The sequence below is a fragment of the Reticulibacter mediterranei genome, assembly GCF_016587455.1.
Genome location: NZ_BNJK01000001.1, coordinates 1,407,385 through 1,425,520 on the forward strand (window position 1 = coordinate 1,407,385; position 18,136 = coordinate 1,425,520).

Annotated in this window: 15 protein-coding genes; 10 read left to right on the forward strand and 5 right to left on the reverse strand. The window is 51.8% G+C overall.

Going from position 1 to position 18,136, the window contains the following annotated elements:
- Positions 1-271: 271 nt before the first annotated feature.
- Complete coding sequence (epsC, locus tag K3T83_RS06260) at positions 272-994, forward strand: serine O-acetyltransferase EpsC (RefSeq protein ID WP_220202118.1); 723 nt, start codon at positions 272-274, stop codon at positions 992-994.
- Here the strand turns inward: epsC and K3T83_RS06265 are convergent.
- Positions 991-1,926, reverse strand: coding sequence for a nucleoside hydrolase (locus K3T83_RS06265; protein ID WP_236064835.1), 936 nt, complete (start codon positions 1,924-1,926; stop codon positions 991-993). The two genes, epsC and K3T83_RS06265, sit on opposite strands and share 4 nt — an antisense overlap.
- 166 nt (positions 1,927-2,092) lie before the next feature.
- On the opposite strand from K3T83_RS06265, the gene K3T83_RS06270 reads away from it, so the two are divergent.
- The 4 genes from K3T83_RS06270 (at position 2,093) to K3T83_RS06285 (ending at position 6,531) form a co-directional block, all read left to right on the forward strand.
- Positions 2,093-3,304 carry a 6-phosphofructokinase gene (locus tag K3T83_RS06270; protein WP_220202119.1) on the forward strand — a complete coding sequence of 404 codons (1,212 nt, stop codon included), beginning with the start codon at positions 2,093-2,095 and terminating at the stop codon, positions 3,302-3,304.
- Positions 3,301-4,479, forward strand: coding sequence for a phosphopentomutase (locus K3T83_RS06275; RefSeq protein ID WP_220202120.1), 1,179 nt, complete (start codon positions 3,301-3,303; stop codon positions 4,477-4,479). Before K3T83_RS06270 ends, K3T83_RS06275 begins: the two co-directional genes overlap by 4 nt.
- Positions 4,479-5,045 carry a GNAT family N-acetyltransferase gene (locus K3T83_RS06280; RefSeq protein ID WP_220202121.1) on the forward strand — a complete coding sequence of 189 codons (567 nt, stop codon included), beginning with the start codon at positions 4,479-4,481 and terminating at the stop codon, positions 5,043-5,045. Before K3T83_RS06275 ends, K3T83_RS06280 begins: the two co-directional genes overlap by 1 nt.
- A 109-nt stretch (positions 5,046-5,154) precedes the next feature.
- Positions 5,155-6,531, forward strand: coding sequence for a phosphohexomutase domain-containing protein (locus K3T83_RS06285; protein ID WP_236064836.1), 1,377 nt, complete (start codon positions 5,155-5,157; stop codon positions 6,529-6,531).
- 63 nt (positions 6,532-6,594) lie between these two features.
- On the opposite strand, the gene K3T83_RS06290 is transcribed toward K3T83_RS06285, so the two are convergent.
- A complete protein-coding gene (locus K3T83_RS06290) occupies positions 6,595-7,617 on the reverse strand; it encodes a hypothetical protein (protein ID WP_220202122.1) in 1,023 nt (340 codons plus the stop codon).
- Between the two features lie 14 nt (positions 7,618-7,631).
- The gene (locus K3T83_RS06295) at positions 7,632-8,258 is read right to left on the reverse strand and encodes a class I SAM-dependent methyltransferase (protein WP_220202123.1); all 627 of its coding nucleotides are present in this window, start codon (positions 8,256-8,258) and stop codon (positions 7,632-7,634) included.
- A gap of 194 nt (positions 8,259-8,452) precedes the next feature.
- Here K3T83_RS06295 and K3T83_RS06300 point away from each other — a divergent pair, with 194 nt between their 5' ends.
- The 5 genes from K3T83_RS06300 (at position 8,453) to K3T83_RS06320 (ending at position 14,910) form a co-directional block, all read left to right on the forward strand.
- The gene (locus K3T83_RS06300; protein ID WP_220202124.1) at positions 8,453-10,351 is read left to right on the forward strand and encodes an ABC transporter ATP-binding protein; all 1,899 of its coding nucleotides are present in this window, start codon (positions 8,453-8,455) and stop codon (positions 10,349-10,351) included.
- 385 nt (positions 10,352-10,736) lie between these two features.
- Entirely contained in the window at positions 10,737-11,876 is a 1,140-nt protein-coding gene (gene sucC, locus K3T83_RS06305; RefSeq protein ID WP_220202125.1) for an ADP-forming succinate--CoA ligase subunit beta, read from the forward strand.
- A gap of 11 nt (positions 11,877-11,887) precedes the next feature.
- The gene (sucD, locus tag K3T83_RS06310) at positions 11,888-12,751 is read left to right on the forward strand and encodes a succinate--CoA ligase subunit alpha (protein WP_220202126.1); all 864 of its coding nucleotides are present in this window, start codon (positions 11,888-11,890) and stop codon (positions 12,749-12,751) included.
- A gap of 101 nt (positions 12,752-12,852) precedes the next feature.
- Entirely contained in the window at positions 12,853-14,013 is a 1,161-nt protein-coding gene (locus tag K3T83_RS06315) for a histone deacetylase family protein (protein ID WP_220202127.1), read from the forward strand.
- 21 nt (positions 14,014-14,034) lie between these two features.
- The gene (locus tag K3T83_RS06320) at positions 14,035-14,910 is read left to right on the forward strand and encodes a GNAT family N-acetyltransferase (RefSeq protein WP_220202128.1); all 876 of its coding nucleotides are present in this window, start codon (positions 14,035-14,037) and stop codon (positions 14,908-14,910) included.
- A gap of 14 nt (positions 14,911-14,924) precedes the next feature.
- Here K3T83_RS06320 and K3T83_RS06325 read toward each other — a convergent pair whose 3' ends face one another.
- Positions 14,925-16,859, reverse strand: a complete 1,935-nt coding sequence (locus K3T83_RS06325) for an adenylate/guanylate cyclase domain-containing protein (RefSeq protein WP_220202129.1) — start codon at positions 16,857-16,859, stop codon at positions 14,925-14,927.
- A 300-nt stretch (positions 16,860-17,159) separates the two neighbouring features.
- Positions 17,160-18,065: an SDR family oxidoreductase gene (locus K3T83_RS06330; RefSeq protein WP_220202130.1), complete on the reverse strand. Its 906-nt coding sequence runs from the start codon at positions 18,063-18,065 to the stop codon at positions 17,160-17,162.
- Positions 18,066-18,136: the final 71 nt, after the last annotated feature.

Below are 18,136 nucleotides of genomic sequence, written 5' to 3' on the forward strand. Positions count from 1 at the left end.
GCACAGCGACAGTATAGCGAACTAGCAGCAACTTGTCAATAGCCAGAGCGAGCAAAATGAAATCTCTTTCGGATATATTGAAGAACATATATTTTATGAGACAGTACTAAACAATGTGTCCTATCACCTCTCTTGATCGGCAACTGTGACGGCTCGATCAGGCAGCACAACCAGAACATTCCCCTTGACAAGCATTACTCCCTGCCATACACTCGATACTAGAGTGGATGAAAGCATTACTAGCTCACGGTTGAAAAGGATAAAAGTACCCATGTCGCAGGGACCACAAAGCATTTCAGGGGAAACCGAAAATCAGATAGAGGAAACGGATCTTTCGCATCTTCCAGAACTGCCTCCGGGCGTCTTTATACCAGCCCCAGGCGAAACACCACGTCGCCGCACGCGCTGGCCCGATGCTATCGATGTTATTTTTGAGAAAGATCCTGCCTGCCACAATATCTTTGAGGCGCTGCTCTACCAGGGTCTTTGGGCAATTTTTTATCACCGCATTGCTCATGCCCTCTACAATGCCCATATTCCACTTCTACCACGCCTGATATCACAATTTGCTCGTTTTATGACGGGCGGTATAGAGATTCACCCAGGTGCGCAAATAGGGAAGCGCTTCTTCATCGATCACGGCGCGGGCATCGTCATTGGCGAGACAACGGTCATTGGCGACAATGTCATGCTGTACCACCAGGTAACGCTGGGAGCAACCGGCTGGTGGCGTCCCAGTCCAGGCAGCAAACAGAAGCGTCACCCTACCATCGAAGACGACGTACATATTGGCGTTGGCGCAGCAATATTGGGACCGATCACCATTGGTAAGGGCAGCAAGATAGGCGCGATGGCGCTTGTGCTTGAGCCGGTTGCCCCCAACTCAGTCGTTGCCGCCAAGCCTGCCGAATTGCTTGTTAAGGGTGGCGAAGCGCTCGTGAAGCACGAAGAGTTGACGCAGGGTTGGAATGGTGAGATGGATTACCAGATTTAATCATAGGTCAACAATGTCGTAATAAGCATTTCCCAGAAGCGCGGGACATCAAGAGCGTAGCCAACCTGCACATTGGCCGCCATTCCCAGTTGCCCATACACATCACAGATCGTTCTGCCCGCCGTCCATTGCCCCACGGTCTCGATCTCAACATGCATCTGATGTGATCGCAAGATGGTAGGATCGATGACGGCAGCAACAGCGCATGGATCATGGACAGGCGGAGAAGAGAAGCCAAACACATTGCGATACGTCTCTGCAAAGAACACAAGCAAATCGGCAACGACGCTGGCGATAGTGCGACCAGAAGCGCGTAACCTCTGCACAATATCTTCAGTAGCGAGGGCTTGATGCGTAACCTCCAGAGGAACCATCGTAATTGGACAGCCAGAACCAAAAACGATAGCCGCCGCCTCCGGGTCACACCAGATGTTAAACTCGGCTGCGGGAGTCGTGTTCCCCAGGCCAATCGCTCCCCCCATTAATGAAATAGCTTTGATACGCGGAATGATCTCTGGTTCCCGGCGCATAGCAGCGGCAATGTTGGTAAGCGGACCTGTAGGCACTAGTGTTATATCGCCAGCAGAAGCCATCACGAGATCAATAATCAGATCGACAGCATGTTGTGAAGTCAAGGCAAGATCAGGATCGGGAATATGTGGACCATCCAGGCCCGACGCGCCATGAATATTCTCAGCGTAACGTGCTGGCCGTAGCAACGGACGATCCATCCCCTTTGCAATCGGTACATGGCGAATATTGGCAAGAGAACAGATTTTCAGAGCATTGAGCGCTGTTTTTTCAACTGATTGGTTGCCAGCAACCGTAGTAATAGCAAGAAGATCAATGGCAGGATGATGCGCGGCAAGCAATAGAGCAATGGCGTCATCATGGCCGGGGTCACAGTCAAGAATAATTCTGTGTTTCATCATATTATTCACGTTGATAGATGTAATATTTGAGTAAAAGGCACCCGTAGTATTTATACTAACACGTCAGCAAGGAAAACCACAAGCGAAGAAGCATTTCCACTCGACGCTTATCTTCTCACTTGCTATAATGGCATTGAAAAGGCTATTTTGAATCTGGGGGTATCCATTGACACCAACACCAAGAGGAAACCTGATCATCGGGCAGTCAGGCGGCGCAACAGCCGTCATCAACGCAAGTCTGGTTGGAGTCGTTGAAGCGGCTCTGGAAGACAAACGAGTTGATGGCATTTACGGCATGTTGCATGGCATCGAAGGATTGCTTAAAGAAGATATCATAGATTTACGTCAGCAACCGGCCTCGCTCTGGCCACAGCTCCGACATACACCATCGGCAGCGCTAGGCTCCTGTCGCTATAAATTACAGGATAACGACCTTGAGCATGTTATAGAGATATTCCGTCGCTACAACATCCGCTACATGCTCTACATTGGCGGCAACGACTCAGCCGACACAGCTCATCGTCTGAGCAAGGCGGCACACCAGAGCAACTACGACCTCTCCATTATTAGCGTTCCCAAGACCATTGATAACGACCTCCCGCATACCGACCATTGCCCAGGTTATGGCAGTGCAGCGCGCTTTCTGGCTCTGGCAACGATGGATTCGACGATGAATACGATCTCCATCCCCTGGCATTACCCGGTCAAGGTGATCGAAACAATGGGGCGCGATGCTGGATGGCTCACCGTTGCTTCGGCGCTGGGGAAACGCGATGAGATAGATCCGCCGCATATCATTCTCACACCGGAGCACCCATTTAGCGCGGATCGTTTTCTGACGCAGGTCGAGGAAATTTATCGACGCATCGGATATGTTATTATTGTTGCCGCAGAAACCATTCGCGACGAAAAGGGACAGGCGCTCGGCACTGTTGGTCAGGTTGGCACCGACGCTTTTCAACACCCTTTGCTCAGTGGAGCGGCACAAAATCTGGTAGAGTTAGTCAAGCAGCACTTAAAACTGCGTGCACGTTTCGATAAACCCGGGGATCTACAGCGCATGGCTTCCACATGTATTTCAGTGACTGACCAGCAAGAGGCCTATCTGGTAGGTCAAATGGGAACGCTGGCTGCGCTCAGTGGAGAAAGCGATAAAATGGTCACGCTCGTTCGTCACGATCAGCCGTCATACCACTGTACGACAGATCTGATTGATCTGACAGAGATCGCGAACGTGCAACGTTTGCTCCCGGCAGAGTACCTGGACGAGAGCAAAACAATGGTCACGCAGAGCTTTTATGAGTATGCGTTGCCACTCATTGGAGAACCGTTACCACAGTATAAACGCTTAGAAACAACGAGGTTGACAAAGCGATGACACAATTAAGAAGAGCGATAGTTGTTGTGCTTGACGGTGTTGGCGCAGGGGCCAATCCCGACGCTCAGGTCTATGGAGACAAAGGTGCAAGCTCGCTCGAACACTGCGCTCAAGCAATTGGAGGGCTGGAACTTCCTCATCTGGGCAGTCTCGGATTAGGGAACGTCACTCCGATAGCTGGCACCCCACCACGCGCAGACACAGCAGGAGCCTATGGCAAAATGAGGGCCATAGCAGCAGGCAAAGATAGCGTTGCCGGTCATTGGGAAATGATGGGCGTTGTGCTACAAAAGCCGCTCCCCACCTATCCACATGGCTTCCCACCAGATATCGTGCAGGCATTTGAACAGGCAATTGGACGACGTGTGCTGGGTAACAAAGTGGCTTCTGGCACCGAGATCATCAAAGAGCTGGGCGAAGCACATATACGCACTGGCTCTCCCATCCTCTATACCTCAGCCGACAGTGTTTTCCAGGTCGCCGCTCACCAGGACATCATTCCACTTGCCGAATTGTATCGTATGTGCCAGATTGCACGTGATATGTTAACAGGCGAACATGCCGTTGGGCGCGTGATTGCTCGCCCATTTATCGGCACCCCCGGAGCGTTTCAGCGCACAGAGCATCGCCGAGACTTTGCCCTGGCTCCGCTGGGAACAACCTTGCTGGATCTCCTCAAGGCAGCCGGGAAAGAAGTGGTTGGCATCGGCAAAATTGAAGACCTTTTTGCCGGTCGTGGATTGACGCAAAGGGACCACACAGAAACCAATCGCGAGGGGATGGCCGCGACGTTGCGCTGGCTTGAGCGAGACTTTGAAGGGCTGCTTTTCGTGAATCTGGTAGAATTCGATATGCTTTGGGGCCATCGCCGCGATAGCGAGGGTTATGCTCAGGCGTTGCGAGATGTCGATGCCTGGGTTCCCCAGGTGCAACGTCTGATGCAGCCAACCGATGCACTCTTTTTCGCCGCCGATCACGGCGTAGACCCAACCTATCGCGGAACGGACCATACACGCGAATATGTACCGCTGCTTGCCTATGGACAACCGATACATCCAGGGGTCAATCTGAAAATACGCTCAACATTTGCCGATCTCGGTCAGACGTTGGCACAGACCTTCGCTGTGGGCACTCTCAAGGCAGGTACAAGTTTCGCGCACGAAGCGGGGTTATAATGACAGAAATACAACGCGACAAACGAGGGCGACAAACAACACAAGAGCCTCTTCACGGTGAACGGGTCTACCTGCGTCGTCCTGTCCTGAATGATGCGCCCGATGTTTTTAAATGGGAACGGGATGATGAAGTCTGGCGGTATGATCCTCATAGACCATATTCACGGACGATGAAAGAGTTCCTGCCAATATTTGAGCGCAACTATATACGCGGGAATGGCCGGCAATACTGGTTCATTATCGATGACGAACAGCACACACCGATTGGTACCATTACCTATTTTAACCTCGACTATCGCCTCGGGCAGGTTGAACTAGGATTGGGTCTGGGCGAAAAACCGCGCTGGGGTCAGGGCTACGGACCGGAAGCCATTCGCACGCTCGTACGGCACCTCTTCACCTTCCCAAATATTGTTCGCGTGTATGCAGAGACCGCGCTGGCGAATCATCCATCACGCCGCGCATTTGCCAAAGCCAACTTCGTTGAAGTTGGTCAAATTTATGATCCTCGTAGTGGTGGCGATCCCTGGGTGCTGCTCGAAATCTGGAAATCTCAGGCTCCCTAAACCGGGACGAGATCTAAACGATCAATACAAACCCTGACCACAGCATCACGTTGTAAATAGAGAAAGGAGTCGTGCATTTGCTCCGGTAACAACAATGTGGCAAGAGCAAATGCCTGATTGTAAGATGAATATACCCAGCACAAACGTTGATCCAGCTCTCTTCAAAGCCTACGATATACGCGGCGTATACGGAGAAAACCTCACAGACGACGTTGCCTATAAGATTGGGCGAGCCGCCGCGCAATATCTTAACGTGCCAGAGATTGCAGTTGGACGCGATATGCGTCTCTCATCGCCGCAGTTGGCCACCGCCCTCATTCGTGGCATCACCGACCAGGGGGTCAATGCCGTTGATCTTGGCATGGTCACGACCGACGCACTCTACTTTGCCGTTGGCAAGTTCAACTATCCTGCCGGGGTCATGATTACGGCCTCCCATAATCCGGGGAAAGACAACGGCATGAAATTCTGTCGGGCGCAGGCTGCACCTGTAAGCCTGGATACCGGCCTGGCCGATATTCGCGATCTGGCCGTTAGCGGCAACTTTAGCGAGCCGGACCACAAAGGTCAGGTCAGCAAGCGAGACATCATCGAAGATTATGTTCAACACGCGCTCTCCTTTATCGATGTCAGCAAGCTCAGGCCGCTCAAAGTCGTGGTGGATGCAGGAAACGGTATGGCGGGTTTGATGTTGCCACGCGTCTTCAAGCATCTACCATGCCAGCTCATCCCACTCTACTTTGAGTTAGACGGCAGCTTCCCCAACCACCCGGCCAGCCCGATTGAGCCAGAAAATAAGGTCGATCTGCAAAAGAAGGTACGCGAGACCGGAGCAGATGTGGGGGCCGCCTTTGATGGCGACGCCGACCGCATGTTCCCGGTTGATGAGCATGGCGACCTGATTGATGGCTCACAGGTAACGGCGATGGTGGCGAATAGCCTGTTGCATAAATATCCGGGTTCGACCATCCTCTATAATCTGATCGTCTCGAAAAGCGTGCCCGCGCTGGTCGAGGATTTGGGCGGTAAAGCCGTACGCACCCGCGTCGGACACTCCTTCATCAAAGCTGATATGCGCAAACTCAATGCCATCTTCGGTGGCGAACACTCCGGCCATTTCTACTTCCGCGACAACTGGTTTGCCGACTCCGGGCTGATCGCGCTCTTGATCGTCCTGGAACTCATTTCTGTAGAGAATAAGCCGCTCTCAGAAATCATCAAGCCGCTCGATCGAGGAATACGCAGCGGCGAGATCAATAGCAAGGTCAGCGACGCGCAGAGCAAATTGCAGGCGCTAGAGGAGAAGTTTGGCAAAGGCGCGCAATCGGTGGATCACCTGGATGGCCTGACCGTCGACTACGGCAATTGGTGGTTCAATGTACGTCCCTCCAACACAGAGCCACTTTTGCGCCTGAATCTCGAAGCCAATAATCAAGCACTGATGGAACAGAAACGAGACGAGGTACTCGCGTTTATCCGTAGCTAATGCTCCGCACGCTACTATCGGGACAAGGTGCCGCATATGACGAATAGCACCTTGTCCCTCCGCTTATTTCATCAGGCGCACCACATAATTCTGCTGTGGACCGCCAAATTGAGAGCGAAAACCAACCGTTATCGTTTTCATCCCCACAGGAGCCACAAATACCACGTTTCCACTCATCCCACGTGTTGCATGTTTGAATGTCGCGGACAACGTGCTATCGATGGGTGGCTGGCTATACCCCAGCACCACGAGCCGGATATAGTCGTAGCCCAATCCTGGCGACGCATCAACGCCGTTTGGATTGTCAACCAGGAAATGCAGCACATAAAATTGTTGTCCGGCCCTTGCCTGCCTTCCCTGATAAGCATACGCAACATCCACGCTTTTGAGATAATAGGATAAGAGGTTGCCATTAAAATTATAAGAGATAGCAAGAGATTGAGGGGAAGATTTCGTAATAAAGTGTTTGGGGTCAAATTTTGCCTTCAACGGGATAAGAACCATCGTTTCATGCAGGGCGCTGGAACCTAATTGTAATGTCAGTGTATCGAGTTGCAGGTGATCGGAGAATGGAAAATCAATCCACCCACTGTCCTCCTTCCCTGGCTGTGTGGCGGCTGAGAGATGGACGTTGAGAGGGGCAATTGGCTGTATATGGGGAGCAAGCAAACGTGCAATCTCGTAATACAATAGTGAAATTTGATTGTTCGTAGGATTAGCTACATGCATATTCAGCCGCACAACTTTAGATGAAGAGGGAACGGTATCATCTACAAAAGTTTGAGCAGATTGGGCGTTCTTAATGGTCATCTCCAATCCGGCATACAAGGAGGCACGCTGCACATCCAACGTAGCGATGATGGAGGTTGTAGCATTTGTGGAATTGGGAGTGAAGCGCGTACTGTTGAGCCAATAATTAATAATCAGGGCGATCACCCCTGAAATCACCAGGCCAACAATAATCATGAACGTAAGCGAAAACCACAGCCTCTGCACAGGAGTCCATCTGCCGGGAAACAGAGAAGCAGGTGTGGCAGCCCTTTTTGTAAAAGATGGAATGGAAGCTGCCGACGTTTTTTTCGTCATAGGCTATTACCTTTTCAACAAGGACGCTGCAATACGATAGATTGAAAGTGAAAGGCATCTGTCTTAGACACGGGAACGACTTTGAAAGAGCGTAGGATGAAGAACTTCGCCGTCATATGACGCATATAATCATCGGTATGGTATGCAAAAAAGCGGCGCGGTTCATGGTTATCTTCAGGCCAAATACCCTCGCGTTCAATGCCACCATAGACACCCAGGTAAAAGAGACCACCAGGCCGGAGCAAATCATACAGCTTTGTCAATACATCGGGAAGGGTTTTCGTCGGTACGTGCAACAAACAGTTCAGCGAATAAATAGCGTCAAAAGATGCCAGGGGGAAATCCAGGTTGAGAAAATCCATCTCGTAGGCGGTCAACCCCTTCTGCTTGCAGAGACGCACCATCTCTGGCGAAAGATCGGTACAGATGACCTCCAGACCGTGATCCTGAAAAAACTTACCATCTCTGCCAGGGCCGGAACCAACCTCCAGCAAACGCTGTTTGCCCTCCTGTTGCAATAAAGAGAGAAAGTGCTGCCGCTCTTCCACTTTCCAGGGGGCCACCTCGCCTTTGTCTCGCTCCTCCACTCGATTTTTATGGCTATATGAATCTCTTAACTTCGCAATAACGTGATCGTACATACTTCTTCCTCGTACCATCTAGCTTCAAATTGGATGTAAACAAACTTTTCTTATTATAGCAGAGTACCAACAACAAAAGAAACTATTTCGGCGCACTTTTGGATAGAAGTTGCAACTTTTACGCGTATATTTCGATTTATATTACGGGTGAACGACAGTTTTACAGAGCAATATAGTAATGAAAGCAGGAGTACATGATTTATATCTCTCCTTTCGATCCCAATGCTCAGCGCGACGAACGGAAGAAACCACCACTACGAGAAAGGCTCCACAACCTCGCACAAAGCATACGTGGTTCAATCGTTGGCATAGGACAGGTACTCAAGCTGGTCTGGGAAACCAACCAGCTGCTAACGCTCGGCCTCGGCCTCTTTACTCTTTTACAGGCAAGCACACCTGCTCTATCAATCTATATCACGAAACTTCTTATCGACACTATTACAGCAGGCATTCAACATGGGTCAGCAGCAGGAAGCTATCTGCCCACAATTCTGCTCCTCGCTATTATTCAGCTTATCATCAGTGGCCTCAGCAACCTCTTCAGCACACTCTCGAATACCTATCGGCAACTGCTGCAAACTGCTACCGCCAATCGCATCCAATATATGATTATGGAGCACGCCAACACGCTCGATCTCACCTTTTTTGAACAGGCACAATTCTATGACAAGCTGCGCAATGCTCAACAAGAGGCAGGATTTCGTCCCGTCGTTATGGTAGACGGGGTTTTTGATCTGCTCCGCAACCTCTGCACATTTCTCTCGATGGTCGCACTACTTGTACAACTTCAATGGTTTCTCGCCGTTATCGCGCTGCTGACCCCCATTCCAGCCTTCATCTCCGATGCCAGATATGGACGCGAAGGGTTTAAGCTCACGCAGAAACAGGCAACAAGCCAGCGATTAATGTATTACCTTACTCATCTCATGACCACAGACACCTACCATAAAGAGATCAAAATCTTCGATCTGGGCGGCTTTTTTCTCGAACGCTTCCAAACAACCGCAACACGCTTTTACAATGAGAACCGCAACCTGCTGACCCGACGCTCTCTCAGCGGCTTTCTCTGGGGTTTGCTCACCGTCCTGGCAAGTAGCGGCACCTTTCTCTATGTGGCAATCCGAGCGCTTTATGGTTTGATTACGCTGGGAGATGTCACGCTCTATACGCAAGCGGCCAATTCGGTGCAAAACACCTTCCAGAGCTTACTCAACGATATCAATTCCATGTATGAAAACAATCTCTATTTAAGTACCCTTTTTGAACTGCTAGCTTTTACGCCCGATATCACCAGCCCGGAGCGTCCCGAACCGCTTCGACAGCCGTTTGAGCAGGGGATCGAGTTCCGCCACGTGACGTTCTCCTATCCAGAGGCAGAACAACCAGCATTGCGCGATGTCAGCTTCGTCATCAGTCCAGGCGAGACACTGGCCGTTGTTGGACGCAACGGAGCCGGTAAAACTACTCTGGTCAAGCTCCTGGCCCGGCTCTATGATCCCCAGGAAGGACAGATATTCGTGAACGGACGCGATATCCGCGACTATGATCTGAGCGAGTTGCGCACAGAAATCGGGGTCATCTTTCAGGATTATGTGCGCTATTACCTGACGGCACAAGAAAATATCGGGATAGGTAAGCTCGCCTATCTCGAAGATCATATCGCCGTCGAGACAGCCGCCGCGAAAAGTGGGGCAGACGAGATTATCGCGAAGTTGCCCGATGGCTACCATTCAATGCTGGGCAACTGGTTTAAAGGGGTGGGTGGCAAAGGACATGAGCTATCCGGGGGCGAGTGGCAAAAAATCGCCTTAGCACGCGGCTTTATGCGCAACTCTCAGTTGCTCATCCTGGATGAACCGACCGCCTCCCTGGATGCCAAAGCTGAGTACGAACTCTTTAGCCAGATTCGCGAACTGACCAGAGGGCGAACGGCCATCTTCATCTCCCATCGCTTCTCAACGGTCCGGCTCGCCGATCACATCATAGTGGTAGAGAATGGGAGCGTGATTGAATATGGCAATCATAACGAACTCCTGGCTCTGAATGGTCACTACGCTGAACTGTTCAATCTGCAAGCAGAAGCGTATCGGTAAAGGATGCTCCTCGCTCGCTACCCGTCACGTTTGTAGCGAGCGAGGATGGCGCGCAGGGCTTTCCAATTCTCCCATCTAGCAGGAGTGCAGAGGGCGGCAGCCCTTTGCCGGGGTGCGGGGTGTCCCCGCAAAAACCTTTTTTCTTCTCTTTTGCGCGCCGCCTGCGGCGGCGCGCGAAGGAGGGAAGGAAACTGGGGACGCCCCAGGCCCCGGCAGGGAGACCCCTGCACCCCTTTGAGCGGAGAACTGGAAAGCCCTGGGATGGCGCGGGCAATCCTTGACACCCCTGCAAGATAGTGCTAGCATGGTTCCATAACTTGACGCTTCTTCTTGCCCAATAGGGGCATACAGCAGGTAAAGATGTAGCACAAGGAGCAATATTTCGGTGAAAATTCACGAATATCAGGCCAAAGAAGTCCTGGCACGTTACGGCATACCAGTTCAACCTGGCCGTGTCGCATATACGCCAGAAGAGGCCGAAGCGATAGCCCGTGAGCTTGGCGGCCCCGTTGTCATCAAAGCCCAGGTTTACGTAGGTGGACGAGGCAAAGCTGGCGGCATCCAGTTTGGAGATACACCAGAAGAGGCACGCGCAGCCGCAGCGCGCGTGCTGGGCATGGATATCAAAGGATTGAAGGTAGAAAAAGTTCTGGTTGTCTCAAAAATAGACATCAAAGAAGAATACTACCTCGGCATTATCCTCGACCGCAAAACACAAGCCCCTGTTGTCATGGTCTCGAAAGAGGGGGGTATAGATATTGAAGAAGTGGCGGCAACCACGCCAGAGAAGATTATCCAGTATCCAATCGATATGCACTGGGGGCTACGCCCCTTCGAAGCCATCGATATCGTTGCGCGCGCAGGGTTCCCCAAAGCAATTTTGCGCCAAGCAGGGGCCATCCTTGCAACGCTTGCGAAAGCCTTTATTGAGAGCGATGCAAGCCTGGCAGAGATCAACCCGCTGGCCCTGACAGCCGATGGTAAGGTCCAGGCCGCCGACGCAAAGATCCTCATTGACGATAACGCTCTCTTTAAACATAAAGAAATTGCTTCGTGGGCCGAGCCAGAAGAATCGAACCCCATTGAGTTCGAGGCCAAGGAGCAAGGGCTGACCTATGTCAAACTGGACGGCGACGTGGGCATCATCGGAAACGGTGCTGGTCTGGTTATGACAACGCTTGATATGGTTGCTCGCGTTGGTGGCAAACCCGCGAATTTCCTCGACATTGGCGGTGGTGCGAAGGCCGAAGTGATGCGTAAAGCGCTTACCTTTGTAGCACGTGATCCTCAGGTCAAGGGCGTGCTGGTCAACATCTTTGGCGGCATTACGCGCGGCGAAGAGGTGGCTCAGGGTGTCATTCTGGCCCAGGCCGACCTTCCCGCTGGTATGCCCATCGTCGTTCGCCTGTCCGGTACCGGGGCAGAAAAGGGGCGCGAGATGTTGAAAGATGCAGGACTGGACTGGGGTAAAGACATGCGCGACGCAGCACAAAAAATCGTAGCCGCATTGAGTGCGAAGGGATAGAGGGTATCAGGATGAGTATTCTATTAGATAGCACTACGCGAGTGATTGTGCAGGGCATTACGGGGCGTGAAGGACAGTACCATACTCGCAACATGATTGCCGCTGGAACCAATATTGTTGGTGGCACCACACCAGGCAAAGGCGGTCAGACCGTCGAAGGCGCACCCGTCTTTGATACCGTCTCGCAGGCCAAAGCCGCCACCGATGCCAATGCAAGTTGTATCTTTGTCCCACCAGCTGGAGCAGCCGACGCCATTGCAGAGGCAGCCACCAACGGCATCGAGCTGATTGTCTGCATCACCGAAGGCATTCCTGTAATAGATATGACCAGAGCGATGCTTGTAGTACGCGAGCACGGGGCGCGCCTGATTGGACCAAACTGCCCTGGTATGTGTGCGCCGGGCAAAGGCAAGATCGGGATCATTCCTTATCAGATCTTTACCCCCGGTCCCGTTGGCTTCATCTCACGTTCCGGCACGCTAACCTATGAGGTGGTCTCACTGCTCACAGAAGCTGGTATCGGCCAATCGACTTGCATTGGTATCGGAGGAGATCCCATCATCGGCTCAACCTTTGTCGATTATCTCAAACTGTTCGAGAACGACCCCGACACACAGGCAGTAGTGATGTGCGGCGAGATCGGTGGCAGCGACGAAGAAGATGCAGCCGAATATATCAAAACCATGAGCAAGCCTGTTGTCGCTTTTGTCTCTGGGCGCACAGCACCTCCGGGAAAGCGCATGGGGCATGCTGGCGCGATCATTTCTGGCAATACTGGCACCGCTCAGGGCAAGGTCGCAGCATTGCAGGCCGCTAATGTCCCGGTCGCCGATACCATCTTTGATATTCCAGGACTGGTCAAAAAAGTACTTTAAATCCAGGTACTCTCCGAAAGAGTACTCTATTCGTCAATCAGCGCGATTCTTTCATCACCGGGTATCTCTTTGATGAAGAGGTACCCATTCAAGGACAAGTTATGACCACCGCCCTCATTTATGATCCGATCTTTTTAGAACACATCACGCCGCACAAGCATCCCGAACGCTGGCAACGCGTCAAGGTTGTGATGGAGATGCTGGAGGCGCTGAACTGGCTCAAGCGTGATGAGCTGGTACAGCTGGCTCCACGTGCCGCGACAATCGAAGAACTGGCGGCTGTACATGAACGCGAATACATTCAAGAGGTTGAGGCGGCAAGCTATCAAGCAGAGCAGGAAGAAGCGCGCAGTGGCCGCCAGACGCTCTTCTTTGCGACCGACACCTACGTTTCTGCAAAATCCTACGAGGCCGCGCTCAAAGCGGCTGGAGCGCCACTCGTCGCTATCGATGCCGTGATGAAGGGTGAGGTAGACAATGCTTATTGCCTGGTACGTCCTCCTGGTCATCACGCCGTTGCAGAATCCGCGATGGGCTTTTGCCTCTTCAACAATGTTGCGGTCGCCGCTCGCTATGCCATCGATCACTATAACCTCGAACGCGTAATGATTATCGATTATGATGTTCATCATGGCAATGGCACGCAGGAAATGTTTTACGACGATCCACGCGTTCTGTACTTCTCGGTCCATCAGGCTCCTTTTTATCCCGGAACAGGACTGGCGGATGAGCGCGGAGAGGGCGCGGGACATGGTACTACCATCAATGTTCCATTACCTGCTCAGACAGGCTTTGATGCCTATGAGTCCATTTTCCGACAGGTGATGGTCCCGGCGGCGGATCGCTTTGATCCGCAGTTGATCCTGGTGTCGGCTGGCTTTGATGCCCACTGGACCGATCCTATTGGCGATATGTATCTTTCAACAGCCGCTTTTGCCAAGCTGAACCAGATCATTATCGATCTGGCCCGCCAGATGTGTCAGGGACGATTGGTGATGGTACAGGAAGGTGGCTATAATCTGGAGGCGACAGGCTCGTGCGCCGCAACCTGCATCAATTTGCTGTTGGGAGACGAATCAGCAGTAGATAGCCTGGGTCCGGCCCCAAAGGGCGATTATCGCCTGAATATGGATGTACTGATCGCCGAACTGCGCCGTATCCATGGATTAAGCGGCTATCGTATGCGCAATGCAGTGAAGCCAGATATTGAGCGGATACGCCGGGAATTCAAAGGGCCAGCTTCGGAAGAGGAGAAAGCCTGAGAAGGTGCAATGAGATCCAGCGTGAATGACGTGCGATTGTTGACGTATCATGATTTACCATTCATTGAACGTCTTCTGCGCAATTCCGAATACATCTATCAACGATTTACTCTAGAAGAATTGCCCCTGCTCCTTCAGCGCTATCCAGCTGTGGGAGCCTTCGCCGGGAGTTCATTGCATGGCATCCTGTTATCCCAGACGGTGAACCCGCCTATTGGCTGGATAGGCGGGTTTGGCGTCAGCTGGGCAGAGAGCAACGCCTATCTTACCATCCTCGACATGCTCCTCGAACCGCTCTCTACGCATCTCCGCGCGCAGGGAGTCCACGCGCTTCATTATTCCGGCAACGATCTGCAACAGGACTGGCTCAGGGAGCCTCTGCGAAAACGAGGGTTCAAACCGCACTGTTTACTCTATGCGTACGATAAATACGACTACAACATCCCAACCAGCGGCAATCAGGAGATCATCGTTCGCCCTGTATCCTTGCAACCAGGAACGGCAGACAGCGACATGGCGGCTCTGCTTACCATAGAGGAGAAGTGCTTTGAGAGCCTCTGGCGCTACGATACGACCGCATTTATGGACATTGCCGATACGCATCCGTACTTTGTGGTGGCAGAGCTGCATGGAAAAGTTGTCGGCTATCAATTCAATGCAGTGGACAGCGATCACGGCTACTTGATTCGTATTGCCGTCCACCCGTCATATAGTGGTCAGGGCATCGGCGCTCGCTTGATGGCGGAAGCAATACAGTTTTTTGCTCGCGAGCATGTAACACGCATCATGCTCAACACGCAAGAAGACAACATGCATGCGCATCGCCTCTATGAGTGGTTCGGTTTTATTCGTTTACAACAACAGGGCTTTGTGCTGCGAAAAGAACTGCAATCATAGCAACCTGCCTTCACCTACTCTTTGAGTGGAGTATCCGTTCCATGCACGCCCATCAGGTAGCGGACGATGAGGGGAGTTGTTTTATTCTTCACGGTCAATGGAAACGACTGCCCCGTCTGCACATAACGATACACTTGAAGGTACGTGGGATCATTAATCAGGATATTATTATCAGCCACGTTGTTCTGAAGGCGAGAGGCAACATTGACGGCATCGCCAATCGCAGTATAATTTTGTAAACGATTCTGCGAGCCAAGGTTGCCAACGGTTGCCAGTCCGGTATTGACGCCAATGCCAAAGGAGAAGAGCTTCTCTTCCCTCTCCGACTGCTGATACTGCTGTACGGCCACGCGCATCTTCCAGGCAGCACGAACGGCGCGCAGGGCATGCAACTTTTGCGGTAGAGGAGCATTAAAGATTGCCATTAGCGCATCACCTTGAAAAGCGGTCAGCGTCCCTTCTTCGTCCCAAATAGCCTCACACATGATTCTGAGATAGCGATTCAAGAGATCCATGACCGCGCCAGGGGCCATGCTTTCGCTCAAGCGTGTAAAGCCACGAATGTCGGCAAAAACAACAGAGATCTCTTTCGTCTCGCCGCCCAGCTTCAACGCCTTCGGGTCTTTCATCAACTCCCGCACCACGTTTGGGTGGACATAGCGCTCAAACACGCGCCGAACCTGCTTGGTCTGCGCCTCAGAGCGCTTCAATTCGGTACGATCATCAATTACCAGAGCAGTACCGATATAGGTTCCCTGCGTATCGCGCAAGGCCGACACATAGATATTGAGGTTAAATATACCTGGCCCACGCTCAGGGATCTCACAATCAACGGTGCTGGGAACAAAGGTGCCATGCAAATGCTGATCGCGTTGCGCCAGCACATCTCCAATCAATTCGACCAGGCCAACCTGGGGTCTCTCTTTAAAAACCTCATGGTAATGCCGCTCGGCCACCAACGCGCCATCCAGATGTAAGATCAAGCTTGCGCCATAGTTAAACGTGGTAATAATTCCATTGGCATCCGTCGTTATTACGCCATTTGCGATAGATGCAAAGATATTATCCATGTATTGTTTATCGTCCTGAACCTGCCGCATTGCCCGATTCAGGTCAGCAAAGAGACGCGCGTTATCAATCGCAATGGCCGCTTGATTGCAAAATGCTAATAGGAGATCAAGATGCTGCTGTCCAAACAGACCTGCGCTGAGGCGGCTATCAACATAGACAGCACCAATACAGGTATCGCGTACGATCAGGGGGGCGCACATAATCGAGCGGATGCCAAAGGCCATAATGCTCTCTTGAGCTTTGAGCGCATTGTCGATTTTCGCGTCGCTGGTCAGCAGCGGCTCGCGTGTGCTGATAACGCGTTTGACGGTTCCCCGGCTAATCGTTGCCTCGCTAAACGCGCTTTCAGAGATGGAGCGAGATTCTTTATCACGTGCGGTCGCAAATTCAGGTTCGCCAGTTGCCGGGTTCACAAGCATCAGATAGCCGCGCTCAGCTTTGACAAAACCGATCACCTGATCCATGACGAGACGCAATACCTCGTCGAACTCCAACGTCGAATTGAGCGTTCGGGCAATATCGGCCAGCACGCTTTGCTGGTCGCGCTCTTGCTTCAGATGGATAATGCTGGCCTCCAGGGACTCCTGGTGCTCAAACGTCGAATGATGTCCATTGTTTTGTCCCTGTAACGCTTGAGAAATACGCTGAAGCGACTGATTGAGCCGTCCCAGTTCTAGATCAGCAACCCGGCTCACATGTAATGCGTCGCTGAGCAAGCGGACGCGTGGATCGCCAATTTCGCTGGCATATCTGCCTTCAACAGCAACCTCCAGGCTGTGCGTAGATTCGTGCATCTTTTGGGAGATACGATTCAGCGTCTCGCCAACCTGTCGTAGATCGGCGCTCATTTTCAGTACCCAATCAAGAGGCTGTGTCACCGGGTTCCCTCCATCCGTCCTTCAGGATTCGAGTTGTTTGACAGCATGAAAATTGACACAACAAAAGCAAGCATCATCTTAATCAGAACAATGTCTATGTCCAGATACCTTATAATGTATAACGTGGAGAGCTGAATTTTTCATGGCATAGAGAGAGAACGCCATCCACTTTTACACATCTAGATAGACCATTACTAATAAGAGTGCAGGCAAACATACGAGAAAAGAGCTGCAAGTGCTCGTTCAGCAACGAAACTTTCTGCTCACATTATAACACGGCAGCATGAGCGATGATGAATATCAAATTTTGTGTTCGTGCAAGTAGCGTGAAAACGACTGAGGTTGAAAGCCAAAATCACGCTCCACGCTATTGATATCTGTAATATTGTCGAAAGAAAAGAGCGTCATAGCGGCCTTTGTCAGAGGCGGCTTCGGCAGCATTGCTTCCATCACAGCAGCGCCAATAGTAACGAGAGGGGTAGGAGCATACACTTTGGGGCGTTTTTTCCCGGTGGCTTTGAGCAGCACATCAAATATCTCGCGAAACGAATAGCGCTCAGGCCCACCGACCGTATAGACCTTTCTAGCGGTACGTTCCGGCTCGGCAAGCACTTTAAGAATGATCGTGGCAACATCCTCCACGTAGATTGGCTGAAATAGCGTTGTGCCACCACCAATCAACGGCAAAACAGGGGCAGAACGAATCAAATCGACCAGCCCTTTTATGAAAGGAGCATCTTTGCCAAACACCACAGAGGGCCGAATAATGGTCCAATTCAGGCCGCTATCGATCACCAGTTGCTCAGCCAGATAGCGGCCTTGCATATAGCTGCCTGCCTTACCCGGTTTCGTGCCAAGCCCGCTCAACACTACAATACGCTTCACACCAGCTGCTTTAGCTGCCTTCACCAGATTAGCGGTTCCACTAACGTTCGTTTCTTCATAGTGAGAGCCAGATTTTTCTTTGCGATCAGCCGTCACGAACGCGGCATGCACGATGGTATCAACACCCTGAACAGCAGTTTCTAGCGATGCGGGTTGAGTTGTATCGCCAGCGACAAACTCCAGTTTGCCAGCAGGTAAGACACGGGTGGCACGGTTGATATTACGCACCAGACAACGCGGTCGCTCTCCCTGGCTCACAAGGCGTGCGACCAGATGGCTTCCAATATAGCCGGTTGCGCCGGTGATGAGGATAGAACTCATAATCATTCCCCCTTGCCGTCACGATTCAAAAACTTCCAGCTATCACAGATTTTAGTGCTATCCTGACTCGA